The organism is Jeotgalibacillus aurantiacus, assembly GCF_020595125.1.
Lineage (GTDB): Bacteria > Bacillota > Bacilli > Bacillales > Jeotgalibacillaceae > Jeotgalibacillus > Jeotgalibacillus aurantiacus.
In genome coordinates this window covers 577,912-597,143 of the sequence record NZ_JACNMS010000002.1, presented here as the reverse complement: position 1 = coordinate 597,143, position 19,232 = coordinate 577,912, and the positions used below count along the sequence as shown (strand labels likewise).

19 protein-coding genes and 1 other annotated feature are annotated in these 19,232 nt (G+C 44.0%); all 19 genes read left to right on the top strand.

Features of this window, described 5'->3' with window-relative positions; translation table 11 throughout:
* Positions 1 to 6 precede the first annotated feature (6 nt).
* The 19 genes from ftsW to H7968_RS07695 all read left to right on the top strand — a co-directional run bounded on the left by ftsW (position 7) and on the right by H7968_RS07695 (position 19,181).
* Positions 7 to 1,080: a putative lipid II flippase FtsW gene (gene ftsW / locus H7968_RS07785; RefSeq protein ID WP_227395604.1), complete on the top strand. Its 1,074-nt coding sequence runs from the start codon at positions 7 to 9 to the stop codon at positions 1,078 to 1,080.
* Positions 1,081 to 1,357: 277 nt separating this feature from the next.
* On the top strand, positions 1,358 to 2,176 hold the full coding sequence (locus H7968_RS07780) for a cell division protein FtsQ/DivIB (protein ID WP_227395603.1): 819 nt from the start codon (positions 1,358 to 1,360) through the stop codon (positions 2,174 to 2,176).
* A 253-nt stretch (positions 2,177 to 2,429) separates the two neighbouring features.
* Positions 2,430 to 3,725, top strand: coding sequence for a cell division protein FtsA (gene ftsA, locus H7968_RS07775; RefSeq protein WP_227395602.1), 1,296 nt, complete (start codon positions 2,430 to 2,432; stop codon positions 3,723 to 3,725).
* Positions 3,726 to 3,769: 44 nt separating this feature from the next.
* Positions 3,770 to 4,939, top strand: a complete 1,170-nt coding sequence (ftsZ, locus tag H7968_RS07770) for a cell division protein FtsZ (RefSeq protein ID WP_227395601.1) — start codon at positions 3,770 to 3,772, stop codon at positions 4,937 to 4,939.
* A 525-nt stretch (positions 4,940 to 5,464) separates the two neighbouring features.
* Positions 5,465 to 6,352, top strand: coding sequence for a sigma-E processing peptidase SpoIIGA (locus tag H7968_RS07765; RefSeq protein WP_227395600.1), 888 nt, complete (start codon positions 5,465 to 5,467; stop codon positions 6,350 to 6,352).
* Positions 6,353 to 6,370: 18 nt separating this feature from the next.
* On the top strand, positions 6,371 to 7,090 hold the full coding sequence (sigE, locus tag H7968_RS07760; protein ID WP_134372280.1) for an RNA polymerase sporulation sigma factor SigE: 720 nt from the start codon (positions 6,371 to 6,373) through the stop codon (positions 7,088 to 7,090).
* Between the two features lie 80 nt (positions 7,091 to 7,170).
* Entirely contained in the window at positions 7,171 to 7,944 is a 774-nt protein-coding gene (gene sigG, locus H7968_RS07755) for an RNA polymerase sporulation sigma factor SigG (RefSeq protein ID WP_227395599.1), read from the top strand.
* A gap of 231 nt (positions 7,945 to 8,175) precedes the next feature.
* On the top strand, positions 8,176 to 8,439 hold the full coding sequence (locus H7968_RS07750; RefSeq protein WP_227395598.1) for a YlmC/YmxH family sporulation protein: 264 nt from the start codon (positions 8,176 to 8,178) through the stop codon (positions 8,437 to 8,439).
* Between the two features lie 106 nt (positions 8,440 to 8,545).
* Positions 8,546 to 9,349: a peptidoglycan editing factor PgeF gene (pgeF, locus tag H7968_RS07745; RefSeq protein ID WP_227395597.1), complete on the top strand. Its 804-nt coding sequence runs from the start codon at positions 8,546 to 8,548 to the stop codon at positions 9,347 to 9,349.
* A 2-nt stretch (positions 9,350 to 9,351) separates the two neighbouring features.
* Positions 9,352 to 10,026 (top strand): YggS family pyridoxal phosphate-dependent enzyme, encoded by a 675-nt coding sequence (locus H7968_RS07740; protein ID WP_227395596.1) that lies wholly within the window; start codon positions 9,352 to 9,354, stop codon positions 10,024 to 10,026.
* Positions 10,027 to 10,043: 17 nt separating this feature from the next.
* Positions 10,044 to 10,469: a cell division protein SepF gene (locus H7968_RS07735; RefSeq protein ID WP_134371967.1), complete on the top strand. Its 426-nt coding sequence runs from the start codon at positions 10,044 to 10,046 to the stop codon at positions 10,467 to 10,469.
* Positions 10,470 to 10,490: 21 nt separating this feature from the next.
* Positions 10,491 to 10,754 carry a YggT family protein gene (locus H7968_RS07730; protein WP_227395595.1) on the top strand — a complete coding sequence of 88 codons (264 nt, stop codon included), beginning with the start codon at positions 10,491 to 10,493 and terminating at the stop codon, positions 10,752 to 10,754.
* A gap of 69 nt (positions 10,755 to 10,823) precedes the next feature.
* Positions 10,824 to 11,594 (top strand): YlmH family RNA-binding protein, encoded by a 771-nt coding sequence (locus H7968_RS07725; protein ID WP_227395594.1) that lies wholly within the window; start codon positions 10,824 to 10,826, stop codon positions 11,592 to 11,594.
* Between the two features lie 99 nt (positions 11,595 to 11,693).
* A complete protein-coding gene (locus H7968_RS07720) occupies positions 11,694 to 12,206 on the top strand; it encodes a DivIVA domain-containing protein (protein ID WP_134372276.1) in 513 nt (170 codons plus the stop codon).
* A 71-nt stretch (positions 12,207 to 12,277) separates the two neighbouring features.
* Positions 12,278 to 12,508 (top strand) — a binding site (T-box leader).
* A gap of 56 nt (positions 12,509 to 12,564) precedes the next feature.
* Positions 12,565 to 15,339, top strand: a complete 2,775-nt coding sequence (gene ileS, locus H7968_RS07715; RefSeq protein ID WP_227395593.1) for an isoleucine--tRNA ligase — start codon at positions 12,565 to 12,567, stop codon at positions 15,337 to 15,339.
* A gap of 333 nt (positions 15,340 to 15,672) precedes the next feature.
* Positions 15,673 to 16,161 carry a signal peptidase II gene (gene lspA / locus H7968_RS07710; protein ID WP_227395592.1) on the top strand — a complete coding sequence of 163 codons (489 nt, stop codon included), beginning with the start codon at positions 15,673 to 15,675 and terminating at the stop codon, positions 16,159 to 16,161.
* The gene (locus tag H7968_RS07705; protein WP_227395591.1) at positions 16,127 to 17,038 is read left to right on the top strand and encodes an RluA family pseudouridine synthase; all 912 of its coding nucleotides are present in this window, start codon (positions 16,127 to 16,129) and stop codon (positions 17,036 to 17,038) included. The genes lspA and H7968_RS07705 overlap by 35 nt, the downstream gene beginning before the upstream one ends.
* Before the next feature lie 161 nt (positions 17,039 to 17,199).
* On the top strand, positions 17,200 to 17,736 hold the full coding sequence (pyrR, locus tag H7968_RS07700; protein WP_227395590.1) for a bifunctional pyr operon transcriptional regulator/uracil phosphoribosyltransferase PyrR: 537 nt from the start codon (positions 17,200 to 17,202) through the stop codon (positions 17,734 to 17,736).
* Between the two features lie 116 nt (positions 17,737 to 17,852).
* A complete protein-coding gene (locus tag H7968_RS07695; protein ID WP_227395589.1) occupies positions 17,853 to 19,181 on the top strand; it encodes a solute carrier family 23 protein in 1,329 nt (442 codons plus the stop codon).
* Positions 19,182 to 19,232 lie beyond the last annotated feature (51 nt).

Here is a 19,232-nt window from a genome sequence, read left to right as displayed (position 1 = left end):
CTGAAAATGGATCGTTGGCTGCTGCTGTTAATCGTTATTTGTACGGTTTTTGGTATCGTCTTAATTGATAGTGCAAGCAGTGTATGGGCATTGGACCGATTTGGTGATGCCCATTTTTTTTCAAAGAGACAGGGTGTTTTTGCTGTTGCAGGGTTATTATTGATGGTGATAGTGTCCAGAGTTGATTACATAGTGTGGGACAAATATGCAAAATGGATTTATCTGACTGCCTTTTTATTACTTATACTAGTATTAATTCCCGGCGTAGGCCTGGTCAGAAACGGATCTCAGAGCTGGATTGGAGCAGGTCCGTTATCCATACAGCCGGCTGAGGTAGCTAAACTTGGCGTTCTTTTTTTAACAGCCGGCTTACTGGCCCGCTCTCAAAAAAAGATCACGTCAGGAAGATTATTTTTTCTGATTGGTGTGATTATCCTTCCTTTTGGAACAGTCATGCTGCAGCCGGATCTGGGCTCTGGAACCGTCATTCTTGGTACAGGCTTTGCTTTGCTGTTTCTGGCAGGTGTGTCTTACCGGTTTTTTATGTTCCTTTTTGCAGCCGGTGCAGCAGGATTTACTGCGCTTATTATCTCAGCTCCATACAGGCTTCAAAGAATAACATCATTTCTAGACCCGTGGCAGGATCCGCTTGGTGCAGGGTTTCAAATGATCCAGTCACTCTATGCATCGGGACCGGCCGGTTTATTTGGATTTGGGCTTACCAACAGCCGACAGAAGCATTTTTATCTGCCGGAACCGCAGAACGATTTTATCTTTGCTATAGCTGCTGAAGAATTCGGTTTTGCAGGTGGAGCACTCATTATGACGTTATTTTTATTGATTATATGGAGAGGAATCCTTATTGCTGTTCAGGCACCGGATTTATTTGCAATGCTTTGTGCAGGAGGCATTGTGATGATGATCGGGATACAGGTGTTTATTAATATATCTGTTGTCATCGGGCTGATTCCTGTAACGGGTATTACGCTGCCATTCTTTAGTTATGGCGGATCCTCACTGCTCGTTGTTTTGTTTTCTTGTGGCATTCTTCTGAATATTAGCCGAAGCCGGTCTGTATAGCATTGAAGTGAACTGTTCAGCGATTGATTGCTGAACAGTTTTTTTGTGAATTAACGAAATAACTCTTTAAAATTGATAAAGAAATTCCGAAATAGAGAATAGGAGATATAAGACAGTGTTTATCTGTTATGCGTCATCACATTTAAAATTAATTCATCTATTTTACATTTTGATGACGATAGGAAAGTATATATATGCTCTTCATGCACTTTAGTGTAGTATTAAGGGTGAGAAACGTGGGGCAACCTGCGCTCATTTTGACAGGAGTGTGAGTCTGATGGACAGAAAGCCGGTCGTCTCTCTTGAAGACCGCGTCCCGCAGTTAAGACAGCGGAGAAGGAAAAGAGCGAACAGGAGATTATCCGCAGTCGTTCTTGTTTTCGTCCTGATCATCCTGGTTGTTTTATATTTTCAGTCTCCCTACAGTAAAATACAAACCATTCAGGTTTCAGGTAATGATATTTTAACTGATCAGCAGATTCTGGAGACAGGAGAGTTTGCAGCAGGGGATTCTTTTTGGACAACCGGTACCGAAAGTATCGAAGAGAATCTTCTTACCAATGAATTGATTAAATCCGCCGAGGTAACAAAAGATTTTCCAAGAACCATAATGATTAATGTGGAAGAATTTCAACAAATGGCTTATCTGAGACAGGAACAGGAGTATACCCCGGTTTATGAAAATGGCTTTTTGGGAACAAAAGGGCCTTCAGAAGTAATCAGAGGATCAGCACCCCTATTAGTAGGATTTAGTGATCGGGAGCTTGTACAAAAGCTGGCCGGATCGTTATCCGAACTTCCTGATGAAGTGTTAAATTCAATCTCGGAAATTCACCATTCCCCAACAGATGTGGATAATGAAAGAATACAGGTATTTATGAATGACGGGTTTGAGGTATCAGCTGTTATCCCGACATTTGCCGACAAAATGGTTCATTACGGATCTATTGTCAGCCAGCTTGATCCGAACGTTAAAGGTGTCATTGATCTTGAGGTGGGATCGTATTTCAGGGCATATGATGACCCTGGGAATTCCGCTGCAGATGAAGAAACAGGGACGACAGAGGATACGGAGGAAACAGAGCCACAGGGATAAAATGTGATTGATTACTGATAATTAAAATTAAATCAGGTGTATAGGTCGATTTTGACTTTTCTGGTGAAGATTATTGATGTAGACTATAATCATTGTCAACAATCTTATAATTCGTTAAACTGACAGTTCAAATTGTCTGAAGGGCGAGAAGATATATTTTAGAAGAATTGAAGGATTTTCAATACTTAAAACAGAAACTAGAAGAATATGAAGCGGTCCATTTTTTGATAAGGTCGTGAAGGAGGTGCCACAGGTGAGTAATAATGAGTATTATGTCAGTCTAGACATTGGAACATCTGCTGTTAAGGTAGTCATTGCTGAACTTGTGCATGACTCTGTTAACATAATCGGTGTAGGAAATGTTAAATCTGAAGGAATCAGAAAAGGTTCTATTGTTGATATAGATGAGACAGTCAGGTCCATTCAAAAAGCAGTAGACCAGGCTGAGAGGATGACGGGGCTTTCAATACATAACGTTGTAGTCGGAATACCTGCAAATCATATCGCGCTTCAGCCATGTCACGGTGTTGTGGCAGTTTCGACAGAGGATAAGGAAATCCGGGATGAGGATATTGCGAGAGTCATTGATGCGGCTCAGGTCATGCCTGTGTCACCGGAGAGAGAAATCATTAATATTATTCCAAGGCAGTTTATTGTAGACGGTCTCGATGAAATCAAAGATCCTCGTGGTATGATCGGTGTAAGATTGGAACTGGAAGGGACAGTTGTAACCGGTTCGAAAACGATGCTTCACAACATTTTACGATGTGTTGAAAAAGCGGGGCTTGAAGTGGCTGATATTTTCCTTCAGCCATTGGCAGCAGGAACCGTAGCTCTATCGAAGGATGAGCAGGATCTCGGTACTGCAATTATTGATATCGGCGGAGGATCAACAAGTATCGCTGTTTTTGAACAGGGACACCTGATTGCGGCTTCGAGTATCCCTGCTGGAGGAGACCATATCACAAAGGATTTATCGATTGGGCTCCGGACAACCACTGACGATGCCGAGATCATAAAGAAAAAGCATGGACATGCCTTTTATGATTACGCTTCAGAAGATGAAGTATTCAGTGTACCGATCATCGGCAGTGATCAGCATCAGCAATTTAATCAGCTGGAAATCTCAGATATCATTGAGGTCCGGATGGAAGAACTATTTGATCTCGTGTTACATGAATTAAAGAGATTAAATATACATGACCTGCCAGGCGGTTTTGTCCTGTCAGGAGGTTCAGCAAGTATGCCTGGCGTTCTTGATCTGGCACAGGCTGTTCTGCAAAACCAGGTCAGAGTGGCAGTGCCTGATTATATCGGGGTCAGAGAACCTCAGTATACGACGGCTGTCGGATTGATCAAATACGCTTATAAGCATGCGAAACTGCAAGGTAAGTATGAAAAACAGCCTTCAGCAACCGAGTATGATAACTCGCATGATTATCCTGTTAAAAAACAGAAAAGTCCGGACGCGGGACCAAAGCAGCAAAAGCCGAAGCAGAAAAACGAAGAGGGAAGATTTAAAAAATTATTTGGTTACTTCTTTGAATAAGAGCAGAATCGGGAAGTAACTCGGATGAAATAGGAGGATTTGCGATGTTGGATTTTGATACAAATGTTGATTCCCTGGCAACGATAAAAGTAATCGGTGTAGGCGGCGGCGGGAACAATGCTGTTAACCGGATGATCGAGCACGGCGTACAGGGTGTAGAATTTATCGCTGTGAATACTGATGCTCAGGCATTAAACCTTTCAAAGGCAGAAATTAAAATGCAGATCGGCGGAAAACTGACCAGAGGCCTTGGTGCAGGTGCAAATCCTGAAGTAGGAAAGAAAGCGGCAGAAGAAAGCCGTGAGCAGATTGAAGAAGCGATTAAAGGTGCAGATATGGTATTCGTAACCGCTGGAATGGGTGGCGGTACCGGAACAGGTGCAGCTCCTGTTATTGCCCAGATTGCCAGAGAGCTTGGCAGTTTAACAGTCGGTGTTGTAACGCGTCCTTTCATGTTTGAAGGCCGCAAGCGTGCAACGCAGGCTGCAGGCGGAATTTCTGCAATGAAAGAAGCGGTGGACACACTAATCGTTATTCCAAATGACCGCCTGCTTGAAATTGTGGATAAGAGCACACCAATGCTTGAAGCATTCCGTGAAGCGGATAATGTGCTTCGTCAGGGTGTTCAGGGTATTTCCGACTTGATTGCAACGCCTGGTCTAATCAACCTTGACTTTGCCGATGTGAAGACAATTATGTCCAACAAAGGCTCTGCTCTAATGGGAATCGGGGTTTCCTCAGGTGAAAACCGTGCTGCAGAAGCTGCGAAAAAGGCGATTTCAAGCCCGCTGCTTGAAGCTTCGATTGACGGGGCTCAGGGTGTCTTGATGAACATTACAGGCGGAACGAACCTCAGCTTATATGAAGTACAGGAAGCTGCCGATATTGTAGCCAGCGCATCTGATCAAGAAGTCAACATGATCTTCGGATCCGTTATTGACGAAGACCTTAAGGATGAAATTCTTGTAACGGTTATTGCGACAGGTTTCAGTGAAGCCGTACAGCAAAAAGCATCACGCCCTCAGCTTGGTGGTCAAATCAGACAACAGCCACAGCCACAGAAGCGTGAACGCGAAATGCCAACAAGAGAACGCGAACGTGAAAGAGAAGAAGCGCCTCATGCTGAAACGGTTAACCGTGGTTCACAGCAGAGTGGAGAAGATACATTAGATATCCCAACATTCCTGCGTAACCGAAACCGCAGAAGAGGATAATAACATCACAATTAAAAGACCGGATCCTATCGTGGATCCGGTCTTTTTTTAACTCTTCTAGCTCACTTAATCCTTATTAAAACAAGTTTCGTGCACCATTCACCCTTAATCTTTTAGCTGTACTTCTTTACTATCATCTAATTGTAGGGAAATTTCTTGGAAGCTGACAAAATAGTACCGTTTCAATCCGAAGACTCTCTGCGGCAGAGGAGCAACAGGTGAAACGGAGCACTAGCTGCCTCACCGCGCGGGCCTGGAAAATCGGAGGCGGATTTTTCAGCCATGACAAGCATAAGGCGAAGATGAAAAGAGGGCTGCCTCCACCGTCGTTCAGCTTTGACTTGTGACCTCTGGGGGCTAGTCGCCGTAGCTGGACACTGGAAAACGGAAGGAATGTCCCGGCTCACCATATTAAAACAAGAAAAAACTGAACCCTCAGCGGATTCAGTCTTTTTTTGATGTAATTTTTCCTGGTATGTTACAACATTATGACAAGATTCGTCCGGGCACTCCCTTATACTGTTCATGAATGGAGGGATCAGCCTGACACTTCACTTTGAATCACTGCTATTGCTGAATCTTATCGCAAGTTATATGGTAATCCTCACGGCCAGCTTGATTCACAGGCAAAAGATTCACTGGAAAATGTGGACGTGGCTTAGTATAGCCATCACCATTCTCCAGGCGGTTCTGATTTCGTTAGATTTCAACGAACGGATTTTTGTTATGAGTGGAATCGTGTTGTCCATCACGATCATTTCACTTTTCAGTAGAAAAAAGAGCCGTCTTTTATTTAAATCCGCCACATTATTATTTTGTACCTTCATCAGCGGATCGCTATCCATTTATTTCTCCAGCCTGTTTTACGAGGTTACAAATTATTCTTTATTTTTGCACCCATTCATTTATTTACTCGTGATCATGCTCATCTTCCTCTTTGTTTTTTGCTCCGTCAGGTATGCGAGCGCTCAAATCACACACCAGTCAGTCTGTCAGTCATATACCTACAAAGTCAGCATTAAAAATGGAAATCAACAGTGGAGCGGCTCCGGTTACCTGGACTCTGGTAATTGCCTGTCAGCACCATTTTCAATGAAGCCCGTTATTTTTGCGTCAGGACAGGTTGCAAGACAATTGTTTTCAGAAGATAGTGCTTCATTTCTTTTAAACGAAACAAAAACATGTCCAGCTGACTTATTGAATAGAATACAGTATATTCCATCCCGCTCAGTGCATCAGGTTAATCAGATCCTGACTGGGGTTACATGTGAAACGATTGAAGTTTTTTCGCCTAATGGGAACTTCGTTCTGTATGACTGTCCTGTTATTTTCCTGACAGAGAATTATTTCGTACATGATACGTGTCACTGTCTGCTAAATCCAATGCAGCTGATGAGCTGTTATCAAATCTAAGGAGTGGGTTATGTGAATATGGTTCAGGCAACTAAAAAAATTCAGCACTGGTTCGTTCAGTTATCAGGAAAACTTGGTGTTAAACCGAAGGAAATTCATTACATAGGCGGCAGTGAGGCTTTGCCATCACCCCTGGAGAGGCCGGAAGAGTCCAAGGTGCTTGCAAGACTGGCACAGGGTGATGAAGAGGCAAGGTCCATTCTGATCGAACGTAATTTAAGACTTGTTGTCTATATATCAAGAAAATTCGAAAATACAGGAATCAACCTTGAAGATCTGATCAGTATCGGGACGATCGGACTGATCAAAGCAATTAATACATTTAACATTGAAAAAAACATAAAGCTTGCAACCTATGCTTCGCGCTGTATAGAAAATGAAATTCTGATGTATTTAAGAAGAACGAGTAAATTACGTTCAGAGGTGTCCTTTGATGAACCTTTAAATACGGATTGGGATGGCAATGAACTGCTCTTATCAGATGTCATGGGGACAGAAAATGACTTGATTGCAAAGGATATCGAAGCCAAAATGGACAGGGTGTTGCTGTATCAGGCACTAACCATTCTGAATGATAAAGAAACCTTTATCATTGAATCCCGATTTGGACTGAATGGCAGAAAAGAGCATACACAAAAAGACGTAGCCGATATGATGGGTATTTCCCAGTCCTATATTTCACGGCTGGAGAAAAGAATTATCCGCAGGCTTCAGAAAGAGGTTGGCAGAATGGTTTGAACTGGTAATAAGCAATTCGCATATTTTTTCAGTCGGAGGAAATACTGAACGAGAACACACTCCCGACTGGAGGAATAGAAATGGCGCGGAAAGTTGAAATATGCGGCGTGGATACGTCCACTCTGCCCATTTACAAAAATGAAGAAATGCGGCAATACTTTTCTGCTTTTCAAAACGGGGATTCTGATGCGAGAGAAAAACTTGTGTATGGTAATCTCCGGCTCGTTCTAAGCGTGATCCAGCGGTTCAGTCATCGAAATGAGAACCCGGATGATTTGTTTCAGGTAGGCTGTATCGGCCTTTTGAAATCAATCGATAACTTTGATTTAGGTCAAAATGTACGTTTTTCCACGTATGCAGTACCGATGATCATTGGTGAAATCAGACGCCACCTAAGAGATAATAATCCGATACGGGTATCACGCTCATTGCGGGATACAGCCTATAAATCTCTTCAGGCGAAAGAAGCACTGCTTGCTGAAACCTCAAAGGAACCGTCTATAGAGGATGTTGCGAAACGGACGGGTATACCGGTTGAGGACATTGTCTTTGCGCTTGATGCGATACAGGATCCTGTTTCACTGTTTGAACCCGTCTATCAGGATGGAGGAGATGCCGTGTTTGTCATGGATCAAATTAAAGATAACAGAGTCAGTGACGAAAAATGGATTGAAGACCTTTCTATTAAAAATGGAATGGATGAGCTTGATGAAAGAGAAAGACTGATTCTGCAAAACCGCTTTTTTAACGGGAAAACCCAGATGGAAGTGGCAGAAGAAATCGGCATTTCACAAGCCCAGGTTTCCAGGCTTGAAAAAGGAGCCATCAGGCAGCTGAACAAGTTTTTTTATTGATCACCAGATACTAACTATTGATCATGAAAGACCGGTTGTCTTTTTGAAGTGACTAGCAGAAGGTAGACTTAGTCATGTCCGATACCGGGGATTGGATTCAAAAATTCTCCAACCTGACTGGCAGTACTCTGATCAGAGTACTGTCAGTCTTTTTTTGAGTTGAATGAATCTAATGATTCGTAAAGGTAAAATGATCACTTTCTGCATAGGATACAAAAAAGGGGGAGACCGATGAGAATTTCAGAATTACAGACGAAGGATGTCGTGTCCGTTACGGATGGTAAAAAGCTCGGGCCAATTTCGGATATTGAACTGAATGTACAGACCGGAAAAATTGCAGCACTGATCATTCAGTCATCAGCCAGTTGGAAAGGCTGGTTCAGCAAAGGTGGGGAATTATTGATTCCGTGGAAGGATATAGTGAAAATCGGGAATGATGTCATCCTTGTCAGAAGCAAATTGGAGGAACAACAGTGGGAGGATCAGCATTCTTAGTTCTCAAAAGAGTTTTACACGCTTTTATGGTACACTCTCTTAAGAAGAAGGATATTGAACTGCCTGCGTTGACAGGAAACAGAAGAGAGGTCTGATAGAAGTGGTTATGATTCGGACAGTTTCAGAGCGATTTTTAGAGCTCGAGGAATGGAAAAGCTTATTTCCGTCTCTGACAGCTCTTTTTTCCACCAAAAATGGCGGGACAGGCACAGGCGCTTTTCAATCATTAAATACAGGGCTGCATGTTCAAGATGATGAGCATACAGTCATTCAAAATCGCAGACTTTTAGCACAGGCAGAGGGCACGGAACTGAATATGTGGATTTTTGCTGATCAGGTGCATGGCAAAAGAGTGGTGCGTGTGAACCGCCATCACGCAGGAATGGGTGCTGAATCCTATGAAAAGTCAGTCAGAGCTGCAGATGGGTTATGGACTTTTGATAAAGGGATCCGTCTCAGTCTGGGATTTGCAGATTGTGTTCCCCTGTATTTTGTTGAACAGGATACAGGCTTTATAGGTGTTGCTCATGCAGGCTGGAAAGGGTCTGTATCCAACATTGGTGCAGAAATGATCAGTCAGGCGCGTGATGCAGGTGTGCGTCCGGAAAAAATCAGCGTATTGATTGGCCCATCTATTGGTGCATGTTGTTATATCGTGGATAATCATGTTATTCACCACATTACTCAGCCGGATATGCAGAATGTTTACCAGGAAGTATCAGATGGGCAATATAAACTTGACCTCCCTTTGTACAATAAACAGCTGCTCGTTCAGGCAGGAGTCAAAGAAGAAAACGTCATTCTTTCCGGTCTGTGTACGTCCTGCGAGGATACTTTGTTTTTTTCTCACAGACGGGATCAGGGTAAGACTGGAAGAATGTCCGCAGTGATTGGCTGGAAGGAGAACTAGTGATGTCAGTTAAAAAGAATCTAGAGCAGATTATGAACCGGATCAAAAAGGCTTCTGAGGCAGCAGGGCGCAATCCGGATGAAATAACGATCGTTGCTGTCACAAAATATGTGTCTAATGAGCGCGCTGAGGAAGCCGTCAGAGCCGGTCTGGTCCACTTGGGGGAAAACCGTCCTGAGGGTCTTGATGAAAAGAAAAAGGTCATTGTTTCTAATCAGGTAAAGTGGCATTTTATCGGGAGCCTTCAATCAAGAAAAGTAAAAAAAGTCATTAATGAAGTGGATTTTGTTCATTCACTCGATCGATTGTCGCTTGCTGAAGAAATACAAAAGCGGGCTGAGCACCCGGTTAAATGCTTTTTACAGGTAAATGTGTCAGGTGAGGAACAAAAACATGGACTTTCCCCTGAAAATGCATCAGAATTTGTCGAAGAGCTCGTAAATTATGATAAGATAAAGGTAATCGGTTTGATGACAATGGCTCCAAACACACAGGATGAAGTCGTTCTCAGGGACTGTTTCATGAATCTCAGAAAGCTGAGGGATCTTATCCAGGAGAAAAAGCTCCCAAATGTGCCCTGTACAGAGCTTTCCATGGGAATGTCCAATGACTTTGAAATTGCCATTCAAGAAGGAGCAACCTACATACGAATCGGCTCTTCGCTCGTCGGAGAATAAAGGAGGGAAACCGTGAGATGGGGATGAAAACAAAATTCAAGGATTTTTTCTTCGGTGAAGAAGAAGAATACATGGAAGAAGTAGTGGAGGATCGTCCGGAAGAATCAAATACGCGGTCGTTATCACCTTCAAAAAAATCAAATCAAAAACAGAATGTGGTCAGCCTTCAGAGCATCCAGCAGTCCTCAAAAATGGTATTAATGGAGCCGAGAATGTATGCTGAAGCTCAGGAGATTGCCGATCATTTGAAAAATCACCGTGCTGTTGTAGTCAATCTGCAGCGTATCAGCAAGGATCAGGCCAAGCGCATTGTTGATTTTCTGAGTGGAACCGTTTATGCAATCGGCGGCGATATTCAGCGTGTCGGAACAGATATATTTCTTTGCACACCGGATAATATTGAAGTGAGCGGTAATATAACCGATTTAATTCAGGAAGATTAAAGATGGGTGGGTTGTAGCTGAATGGAAACAATTTTTAGTTTGCTAATTACGTTATTACAATTTTACAGCTATGCGCTGATTATTTATATTCTGCTATCCTGGTTCCCTAATGCCAGGGAGAGTTCATTCGGTCAGATTCTCGGCAGAATATGTGAGCCTTATTTAGAGCCTTTCCGCAAGATCATCCCGCCACTCGGCATGATTGATATTTCACCGATTGTGGCGATCATAGCGCTGAACTTTGCGGGAATGGGATTAAGACAACTGTATTTTATGATTATGTAGATTTCATCTCAAGTCCGGTGCTTGCCTTCTGGCGGTACCGGGCTTTATTTGTTACAAGGAGTGAAGTGTATGTCTGTCTATCAGCATTTTCGAAAAGAGGAAAAGGATTTTATCGATCAGGTTCTCGACTGGAAAGCAGATACGGAAATGAAGTATGCACCGAAGCTGACAGACTTTCTGGATCCGAGACAGCAGTTTATTGTACAGTCACTTGCAGGACAGCAGGGAGAGGTTCAGGTTGCTTTTGAAGGTGGCGGTGATTCAGAGAGGAAAAGAGCGCTGTTTTATCCATCTTATTTCGAACCGCAATTTGAGGATTTTGAACTGTCTTTATTACAGGTCCGCTATCCTGAAAAATTTGTCACAGTTGAACATAGCGATGTACTTGGTTCACTAATGGGGCTTGGCATAAAAAGAGAAAAGCTCGGAGATATTATTTTCCCTGAGCATGGCGTTCAAATTGTCACGACAAAAGAAATGTCTTCATTTTTATCGATGAATGTCACGCAAATCGGTAAGGCGACTGTCAAAACTGAAGCCATCTCCTGGGACGAAAAAGGGACTCCTTTGGAAAAATGGGTGGAAAAGCAGGCTTTCGTTTCTTCAATGAGACTTGATACAATTACAGCATCTGCGCTGTCGATTTCAAGACAAAAAGCTCAACAGCTTATTCAAAGCGGAAGAGTGAAGGTGAATTTCAGAGTGGAAGAACGGATCGCCTTTGAGTGTGACCAGGGAGATATGGTGTCTGTCAGGAAGTTTGGACGCTTCCGGATTGGTGAACATCTCGGAACAACTAAAAAAGACAGGATCCGGACAAGCTTTTTCTATTTGGAGTAGGCCCCTTAAAAAATTCTGATAAAAAGAGGAAATGTCACACAATTCGTCGAATGATCAGTATAATGGAAAGACAACATGAATAATTTTGGAGGTGCAATGATGCCGTTATCGCCATTGGATATACATAATAAAGATTTCAGCAGAGGTTTCAGAGGATATGATGAAGATGAAGTGAATGAGTTTCTTGATCACGTGATGAGAGACTTTGAACTCGTTCTGCGTGAGAAAAAAGAGCTTGAGGAAAAGCTTTCTATGCATACAGAGCGTCTTGGGCATTTTACAACGATCGAGGAAACGCTGAACAAATCCATCGTTGTTGCACAGGAAGCAGCTGAGGAAGTAAAGCGTAACGCCAATAAGGAAGCAAAACTTATCGTGAAGGAAGCAGAAAAAAATGCAGACCGGATCGTCAATGAGTCCTTGTCAAAAGCGCGTAAGATCGCAATTGAGATTGAAGAGCTGAAAAAACAGTCAAAAGTTTTCCGTACCCGTTTTAAAATGCTGATTGAAGCACAGCTTGAACTGATCAATAACGGAGACTGGGATGAGCTGATGGAATATGACCTCGACACGACTGAACTGAAAAGACTTGAGCCGGAACCGCACGAATAATTGAATGATTGACGGATCAACAGCAGTTTGACTATAATAGGATTGTTGAAAAATGATTAAACTGATGAATACGATATACGTTGATAGGAAGAGTAATCTGATTTGAGCCGACATAAAGCGAACCGGGGAAGGTGAGAGCCCGGTGCGGACGGACAGACGAAGATCATCCTGGAGTTTCAGAGCTGAAAGTAAGTAAGCCCTGACGTGTGGCGGCGTTAACAGCTTCTTGAGTGGAAAAACAGCACTTTGTTTTTCTATAAGGGTGGTACCGCGTGATAGCATAAGGCTCTCTCGTCCCTTTTTGGGATGGGGAGTCTTTTTTGTTTTTTAAAGAAAGAGAACTGAAGGAGGAAATACAATGGAGTACAAAGATACATTACTCATGCCTAAAACAGCTTTTCCAATGAGAGGCAATCTGCCTAACCGCGAGCCTGAAATTCAGGAAAAATGGGCAGAGATGGACATTTATAAAAAGGTGCAGGAAAGAACGGCAGGAAGACCGTTATTTGTGCTGCATGACGGACCTCCGTATGCGAACGGGGACCTTCATATGGGGCACGCACTGAATAAAGTACTGAAAGATTTTATCGTACGTTATAAATCAATGAGCGGTTTTAGCGCGCCTTATGTGCCGGGCTGGGATACACACGGTCTGCCGATTGAACAGGCTCTTACAAACAAGGGTGTAAAGCGTAAAGAAATGACAGTGGCTGAATTCCGTGAAAAATGTGCGGAATATGCACTCCAGCAGATTGATAACCAGCGCTCACAGTTTAAGCGCATCGGTGTTCGTGGTGATTGGGAAAACCCGTATATTACATTGAACCCAGAGTATGAAGCACAGCAGATCCGTGTATTCGGCGATATGGCGAAAAAGGGCTACATCTACAAAGGGAAAAAGCCTGTTTACTGGTCTCCATCAAGTGAGTCAGCGCTTGCTGAAGCAGAGATTGAATACCAGGATAAGCGTTCACCTTCTATTTATGTTGCGTTTGACGTAAAGGATGGAAAAGGTGTACTGGATGCAGGTGTGAAATTTGTTATCTGGACGACAACACCTTGGACGATTCCTGCTAACCTTGCGATCGCCCTTCACCCGGATCTTGACTATGTAGTGGTGAAAGAGAACGGTGAACAATACGTGGTAGCAAAGGAACTGCTGGAAGAAGTGACTGAAAAGGTTGAGTGGACATCACCTGAGATTGTCAGCACGTATAAAGGAGCTGAGCTTGAGCATATTACGGCACAGCATCCTCTTTATGACCGTGAGAGCCTTGTCATTCTTGGTGAGCACGTCACTACTGATGCCGGAACAGGCTGCGTTCATACAGCACCTGGCCACGGGGAAGACGACTTTATTGTCGGGAAAAAATACGGACTGGATGTATTGTGTCCGGTTGATGATAAAGGTGTGTTTACTGCAGAGGCACCTGGTTTTGAAGGATTATTTTATGATACGGCGAATAAACCTATTTCTGAAAAGCTGGAAGAAGCAGGCGCACTGTTAAAACTTGAATTTTTCACACACAGCTATCCGCATGACTGGAGAACAAAAAAGCCGGTTATTTTCCGTGCAACAGCCCAGTGGTTTGCGTCGATTGATAACTTCCGTGAAGAATTGCTGCAGGCAGTAAAGGATACGAAGTGGATTCCTGCATGGGGTGAAACACGTCTGTTCAACATGGTTCGTGACCGCGGCGACTGGTGTATTTCCCGCCAGCGTGCATGGGGTGTTCCGATTCCTGTTTTTTATGCTGAAAACGGTGATGCGATTATTACGGAAGAAACGATCAGTCACGTTTCAGCACTGTTTGCTGAGCATGGGTCAAATATCTGGTTTGAAAAAGAAGCGAATGAGCTTCTGCCTGAAGGATTTACACATGAAGGCAGTCCGAACGGCCGCTTCACAAAAGAGACAGACATTATGGATGTGTGGTTTGACAGCGGATCATCCCACCAGTCTGTACTTGAGGCAAGAGAAGAGCTTCAAAGACCGGCTGATCTGTATCTTGAAGGCAGTGACCAGTATCGCGGATGGTTTAACTCTTCGCTTACAACCGGTGTTGCTGTAACTGGTAAAGCACCATATAAAGGTGTACTAAGCCACGGCTTTGCACTTGATGGAAATGGCCGCAAAATGAGTAAATCACTTGGAAATGTTGTGCTTCCATCTAAGGTAATGAATCAGCTCGGTGCAGATATTTTAAGACTGTGGGTTGCTTCCGTTGATTACCAGGCTGACGTACGTGTATCTGATCCGATTTTAAAGCAGGTTGCAGAAGTATACAGAAAGATTCGTAACACACTGCGCTTCCTTCTGGCAAACCTGGACGATTTCGAACCTGCAAAGAATGCTGTTACGTTCAATGAGCTAAGAGAAGTGGATCAGTTTATGATGGTCCGTCTGAATCAGGTTGTTAAATCCGTGAACGCTTCTTATGAAAATTATGAGTTTGCGTCGATTTACCATACAATTAATAATTTCTGTACGACAGACCTGAGCTCGTTTTATCTTGATTTTGCGAAGGATATTTTATATATCGAAGCAGCAGATCACAAGGATCGCCGTGCGATGCAGACGGTAATGTATGAGTCACTTGTATCTCTTGTGAAGCTGTTGTCTCCAATTCTTTCTCATACTGCGGATGAGGTTTGGGCGTTCATTCCGGGTGTGGAAGAGGAGAGTGTTCAGCTGACAGATATGCCTGTAGCTGAGACGTTTGAAAATGAAAAAGCACTGCTTGATAAGTGGAACGCGTTCCTTGATGTGCGTGATGATGTATTGAAGGCGCTTGAGGAAGCGAGAAATGCGAAGCTGATCGGTAAATCACTGTCAGCGAAAGTGACGCTTTATGCAGATGATAAGACGCATGCTTTGTTGTCGTCAGTAAGTGAAGATTTAAAGCAGCTGTTTATTGTGTCTGATTTTGAATTGAAGGGTGCTGAAGGAGCTCCTTCAGAAGCGCTTCAATTTGAGGGACATAAAGTGGCTGTTGAGAAGGCGGAAGGAGAGACGTGTGACCGCTGCTGGACGGTTTCAACTGAGGTTGGACAGGACAGTGATCACCCGTCACTTTGCCCGCGCTGTGCAGGTGTTGTGAAGGAGCATTATGCTCACTTGACTGCAGAATAATGAACTAGTGAAAAAGCTGCCTGCTGGATCAGGCAGCTTTTTCTTTGCGGGTTTTACGGGACCGTTTTAGGAGAAGGGCTGTTACCTGATCCGATTTTGACTGATCTCACAAAAGAGCATGAGCAGGCAGGGGAAAGCGAGCTTTCCCTCGCCTGCTCATGCTCTTTTGTGACTTTTCAGGCTCCGCCTGAAAAGCGGTTCAAACGGACGTTTGAACCGGATCAGTCAAAATCTTTGTCAGAGTTAGAAATCTTTCTCACGTGGTTATGCCTGCGGCGTTGAATTGTGCTACAATACGTTAAGGGTTTGCAACGAGAATACGGAGGTAAACAAGTGATCTATTATTTGCTGGCTTTATTCATTATCGCAGTGGATCAGCTGACGAAGTTTCTGGTGGTCCGGAATATGGAGGTTGGGGAGTCCATTAATGTAGTGGATGGATTCTTTTATTTGACGTCTCACCGTAACACAGGGGCTGCCTGGGGGATGCTTGAGGGACAGATGTGGCTGTTTTATATTGTCACTTTAATTGTGATCGGCGGCATTCTTTATTATTTTCACAAGCATGCAAAAGGGAATGTCCTGTTCAGTGTCAGTTTAATGATTTTACTTGGTGGAGCGATCGGGAATTTTATTGACCGGATCTTCAGACAGGAAGTTGTGGATTTTCTTCAGCTTACGATCTTTAATTTTATTTTCAACATTGCAGATGCCGCTCTTACAATTGGAGTAGTATTGCTCTTCGTCCAGATGATTGTCGAAGAAGTGCAGGAAAAGAGGAAGAAAAATGGAAAGCATTCAACACTTAATACAGGAAAATGAACAAGGCAAACGCCTTGATGCTGTTCTGGCAGGACTTGAAGGTGACTGGTCAAGAACGCAGGTACAGCAATGGATCAAAGAAGGTAACGTGACCGTAAACGGTTCTAAAACGAAACCTAATTATAAAGCGGTTCAAGGTGATGAAATCACCATTGAGATTCCCGACCCGGAACCACTTGACATTGAAGCCGAAGAAATGAACCTTGATATTTATTATGAGGACAAAGATGTTCTTGTCGTGAATAAGCCGAAAGGGATGGTTGTTCATCCTGCTCCGGGTCATCTTTCCGGCACACTAGTGAACGGACTGATGGCTCATTGTAAGGACCTTTCGGGCATTAATGGCGTTTTGCGTCCGGGGATTGTACACCGGATTGATAAGGATACTTCAGGTCTTTTAATGGTTGCCAAAAACGATGCTGCCCATGAAAAGCTTGTTCAGCAGCTCGTCGATAAAACCGTTACAAGAAAATATCAGGCAGTCGTGCATGGATTAATTCCGCACGAATACGGAACGATTGATGCGCCGATTGGCCGGGATACGAAGGATCGCCAAAGCATGGCAGTTGTAGATCAGGGAAAAAAAGCGGTGACACATTTCAGAGTACTGGACCGTTTCAAGGAGTTCACACACGTTGAATGTGAGCTTGAAACAGGCAGAACGCACCAGATCCGCGTTCACTTGAAATATATCGGTTTTCCTCTTGCAGGAGATCCGAAATACGGACCAAGAAAAACGCCTGATCTGAATGGACAGGCTCTACATGCCGGTGTACTTGGATTTATTCACCCGGCAACGGATGAATACATGGAATTTTCATGCCCGCCGCCGGAAAGTTTCAGCACATTTGTCGACATGCTTAAAAATGACCGTTGACTTTTGCGGTTGATCCCGATACAATGAGAACAACTTAATGAGCGAAACCTTTAATCCGGTCCAGAGAGGCAGGGAAGGATATGATTTGACGGCTATTTCAATACCCGTCTGCCCTTCCGTGTACTTTGGCGGAGGGGTTTTTTTGTGAAAGGAATGGTCAGATGCAGGAAACAGTCGTCATGGATGAGCAGATGATGAAGCGGGCACTTACAAGAATTGCCCACGAAATCATCGAGCGGAATAAAGGGGTGGAAAACTGCGTGCTGATCGGAATCAAAACGCGCGGTATTCATCTTGCAGAGCGTCTAAAAGAGAGAATCGAAGCGATTGAAAGTGTAACGGTTCCAGTCGGAGAGCTGGACATTACGATGTATCGTGACGATCTTGAAAAGAAACACGGAACGGGTGAACCGGTTGTTCATAATAAAGAGCTGTCATTGCAGGTGACGGATAAAAAAGTCATTGTCGTTGATGATGTTCTTTATACGGGCAGGACAGTGAGAGCGGCGATGGATGCCATTATGGATAACGGCCGTCCGACTCAGATTCAGCTGGCTGTCCTGATCGACAGGGGACATCGCGAGCTGCCGATCAGAGCGGATTTTGTAGGGAAAAATATTCCGACCTCCAGTGAGGAAAAAATCCGTGTCGAGCTGAAAGAAACCGACAAAAATGAACAGGTAACGATTTATAAGTAACATCCTTTAATGCAGTCCAGAGAGGCTGGCAAAGGAGAATACATGAGGACAAGTATGTCTTCCTGTGCCTCTTTGCCATGCCTGGCAAAGAGGTTTTTTAATAGGAGGAATCAAAAATGGAAAACACTGAAAGAGTAAAACCGGTACTTGATGTTGAGGAAAAACCGAAGTTGGATCAATGGCTGACATTAAGCCTGCAGCACCTATTCGCCATGTTTGGCGCAACGGTTCTAGTCCCGATGCTTGTCGGACTGAGCCCGGCTGTCGCACTGATCTCAAGCGGACTCGGAACGCTTGCTTATCTTCTGATTACGAAAGGACAGATTCCTGCTTATCTCGGATCATCCTTCGCTTTTATTGTGCCGATTATAACAGCTACACAGCTTGGTGGTCCCGGAGCCGCGATGCTCGGTGCCTTTTTCGCAGGGCTTGCCTACGGACTTGTCGCCTTACTCATCTATAAATTCGGCGTCAGCTGGTTAATGAGAATTCTTCCTCCTGTTGTGGTGGGGCCGGTTATTATCGTCATCGGACTTGGGCTTGCTGGAACTGCTGTCAATATGGCCATGTACGAAAATCCGCTCGCTGAAAACCCTGCAGACTTCGTTTACAGCGGCACGCATATTGCTGTTGCGCTGATTACACTCGCGATTACAGTGATCGCATCGATTTACTTTAAAAAGATTTTCGGTTTGATCCCAATTTTGATCGGGATCTCAGGAGGTTATATCGCAGCGCTTTTTGCAGGGCTTGTAGACTTTCAGCAGGTAATAGATGCGCCGTGGTTTGCGGTACCTGATCTGTTTATCCCATTTGTTGATTACACACCAGCATTTTCGTGGACCGGCATCATCATCATGGTGCCAATCGCGATCGTGACGCTGTCCGAGCATACAGGGCATCAGATGGTCGTCAGTAAAGTGGTAGGAAGAAACTTTCTTGAGAAGCCGGGTCTTCACCGTTCGATTCTCGGTGATGGTGTTGCAACGATGATCGCTGCGATGATTGGTGGTCCGCCAAACACGACATACGGTGAAAACATCGGCGTGCTTGCGATTACGAGAATCTTCAGTGTGTTTGTTATCGGAGGAGCGGCAGTCCTGGCCATCCTGTTCGGTTTCGTCGGTAAAATCTCTGCACTGATCAGCTCGATACCGACACCGGTAATGGGCGGGGTATCGATCCTGCTGTTCGGTATCATCGCATCAAGCGGTCTGCGTATGCTGATCGAAGCAAAGGTGGACTTCTCCCATAAAAGAAATCTGATTATCGCATCTGTGATCATGATTATCGGAGTAGGCGGAGCTTACGTGCAATTTACAGAAACATTCGTCCTCCCGGGCATGGCGCTTGCTGCCATCATCGGGATCGCACTTAACCTCATTCTGCCTGGCAGAAGAAAAGAAGAAGAAACATTGTTTAACGAAAAGAATAAAGCTGCTTAAATCCTTTTAAATGAAGTCCAGAGAGGCTTTCAAAGGGGTTTTGACGGGATC

Coding starts and splice junctions, on each gene's coding strand:
- H7968_RS07765 (WP_227395600.1), top strand. CDS start 5,465: ATGAATGGAGGGATCAGCCTGACACTTCACTTTGAATCACTGCTATTG.
- ileS (WP_227395593.1), top strand. CDS start 12,565: ATGGAGTACAAAGATACATTACTCATGCCTAAAACAGCTTTTCCAATG.
- H7968_RS07720 (WP_134372276.1), top strand. CDS start 11,694: ATGCCGTTATCGCCATTGGATATACATAATAAAGATTTCAGCAGAGGT.
- H7968_RS07730 (WP_227395595.1), top strand. CDS start 10,491: ATGGAAACAATTTTTAGTTTGCTAATTACGTTATTACAATTTTACAGC.
- sigE (WP_134372280.1), top strand. CDS start 6,371: ATGGTTCAGGCAACTAAAAAAATTCAGCACTGGTTCGTTCAGTTATCA.
- ftsZ (WP_227395601.1), top strand. CDS start 3,770: ATGTTGGATTTTGATACAAATGTTGATTCCCTGGCAACGATAAAAGTA.
- H7968_RS07735 (WP_134371967.1), top strand. CDS start 10,044: ATGGGGATGAAAACAAAATTCAAGGATTTTTTCTTCGGTGAAGAAGAA.
- H7968_RS07750 (WP_227395598.1), top strand. CDS start 8,176: ATGAGAATTTCAGAATTACAGACGAAGGATGTCGTGTCCGTTACGGAT.
- sigG (WP_227395599.1), top strand. CDS start 7,171: ATGGCGCGGAAAGTTGAAATATGCGGCGTGGATACGTCCACTCTGCCC.
- pyrR (WP_227395590.1), top strand. CDS start 17,200: ATGCAGGAAACAGTCGTCATGGATGAGCAGATGATGAAGCGGGCACTT.
- H7968_RS07740 (WP_227395596.1), top strand. CDS start 9,352: ATGTCAGTTAAAAAGAATCTAGAGCAGATTATGAACCGGATCAAAAAG.
- H7968_RS07705 (WP_227395591.1), top strand. CDS start 16,127: ATGGAAAGCATTCAACACTTAATACAGGAAAATGAACAAGGCAAACGC.
- H7968_RS07725 (WP_227395594.1), top strand. CDS start 10,824: ATGTCTGTCTATCAGCATTTTCGAAAAGAGGAAAAGGATTTTATCGAT.
- H7968_RS07695 (WP_227395589.1), top strand. CDS start 17,853: ATGGAAAACACTGAAAGAGTAAAACCGGTACTTGATGTTGAGGAAAAA.
- ftsW (WP_227395604.1), top strand. CDS start 7: ATGGATCGTTGGCTGCTGCTGTTAATCGTTATTTGTACGGTTTTTGGT.
- pgeF (WP_227395597.1), top strand. CDS start 8,546: ATGATTCGGACAGTTTCAGAGCGATTTTTAGAGCTCGAGGAATGGAAA.
- H7968_RS07780 (WP_227395603.1), top strand. CDS start 1,358: ATGGACAGAAAGCCGGTCGTCTCTCTTGAAGACCGCGTCCCGCAGTTA.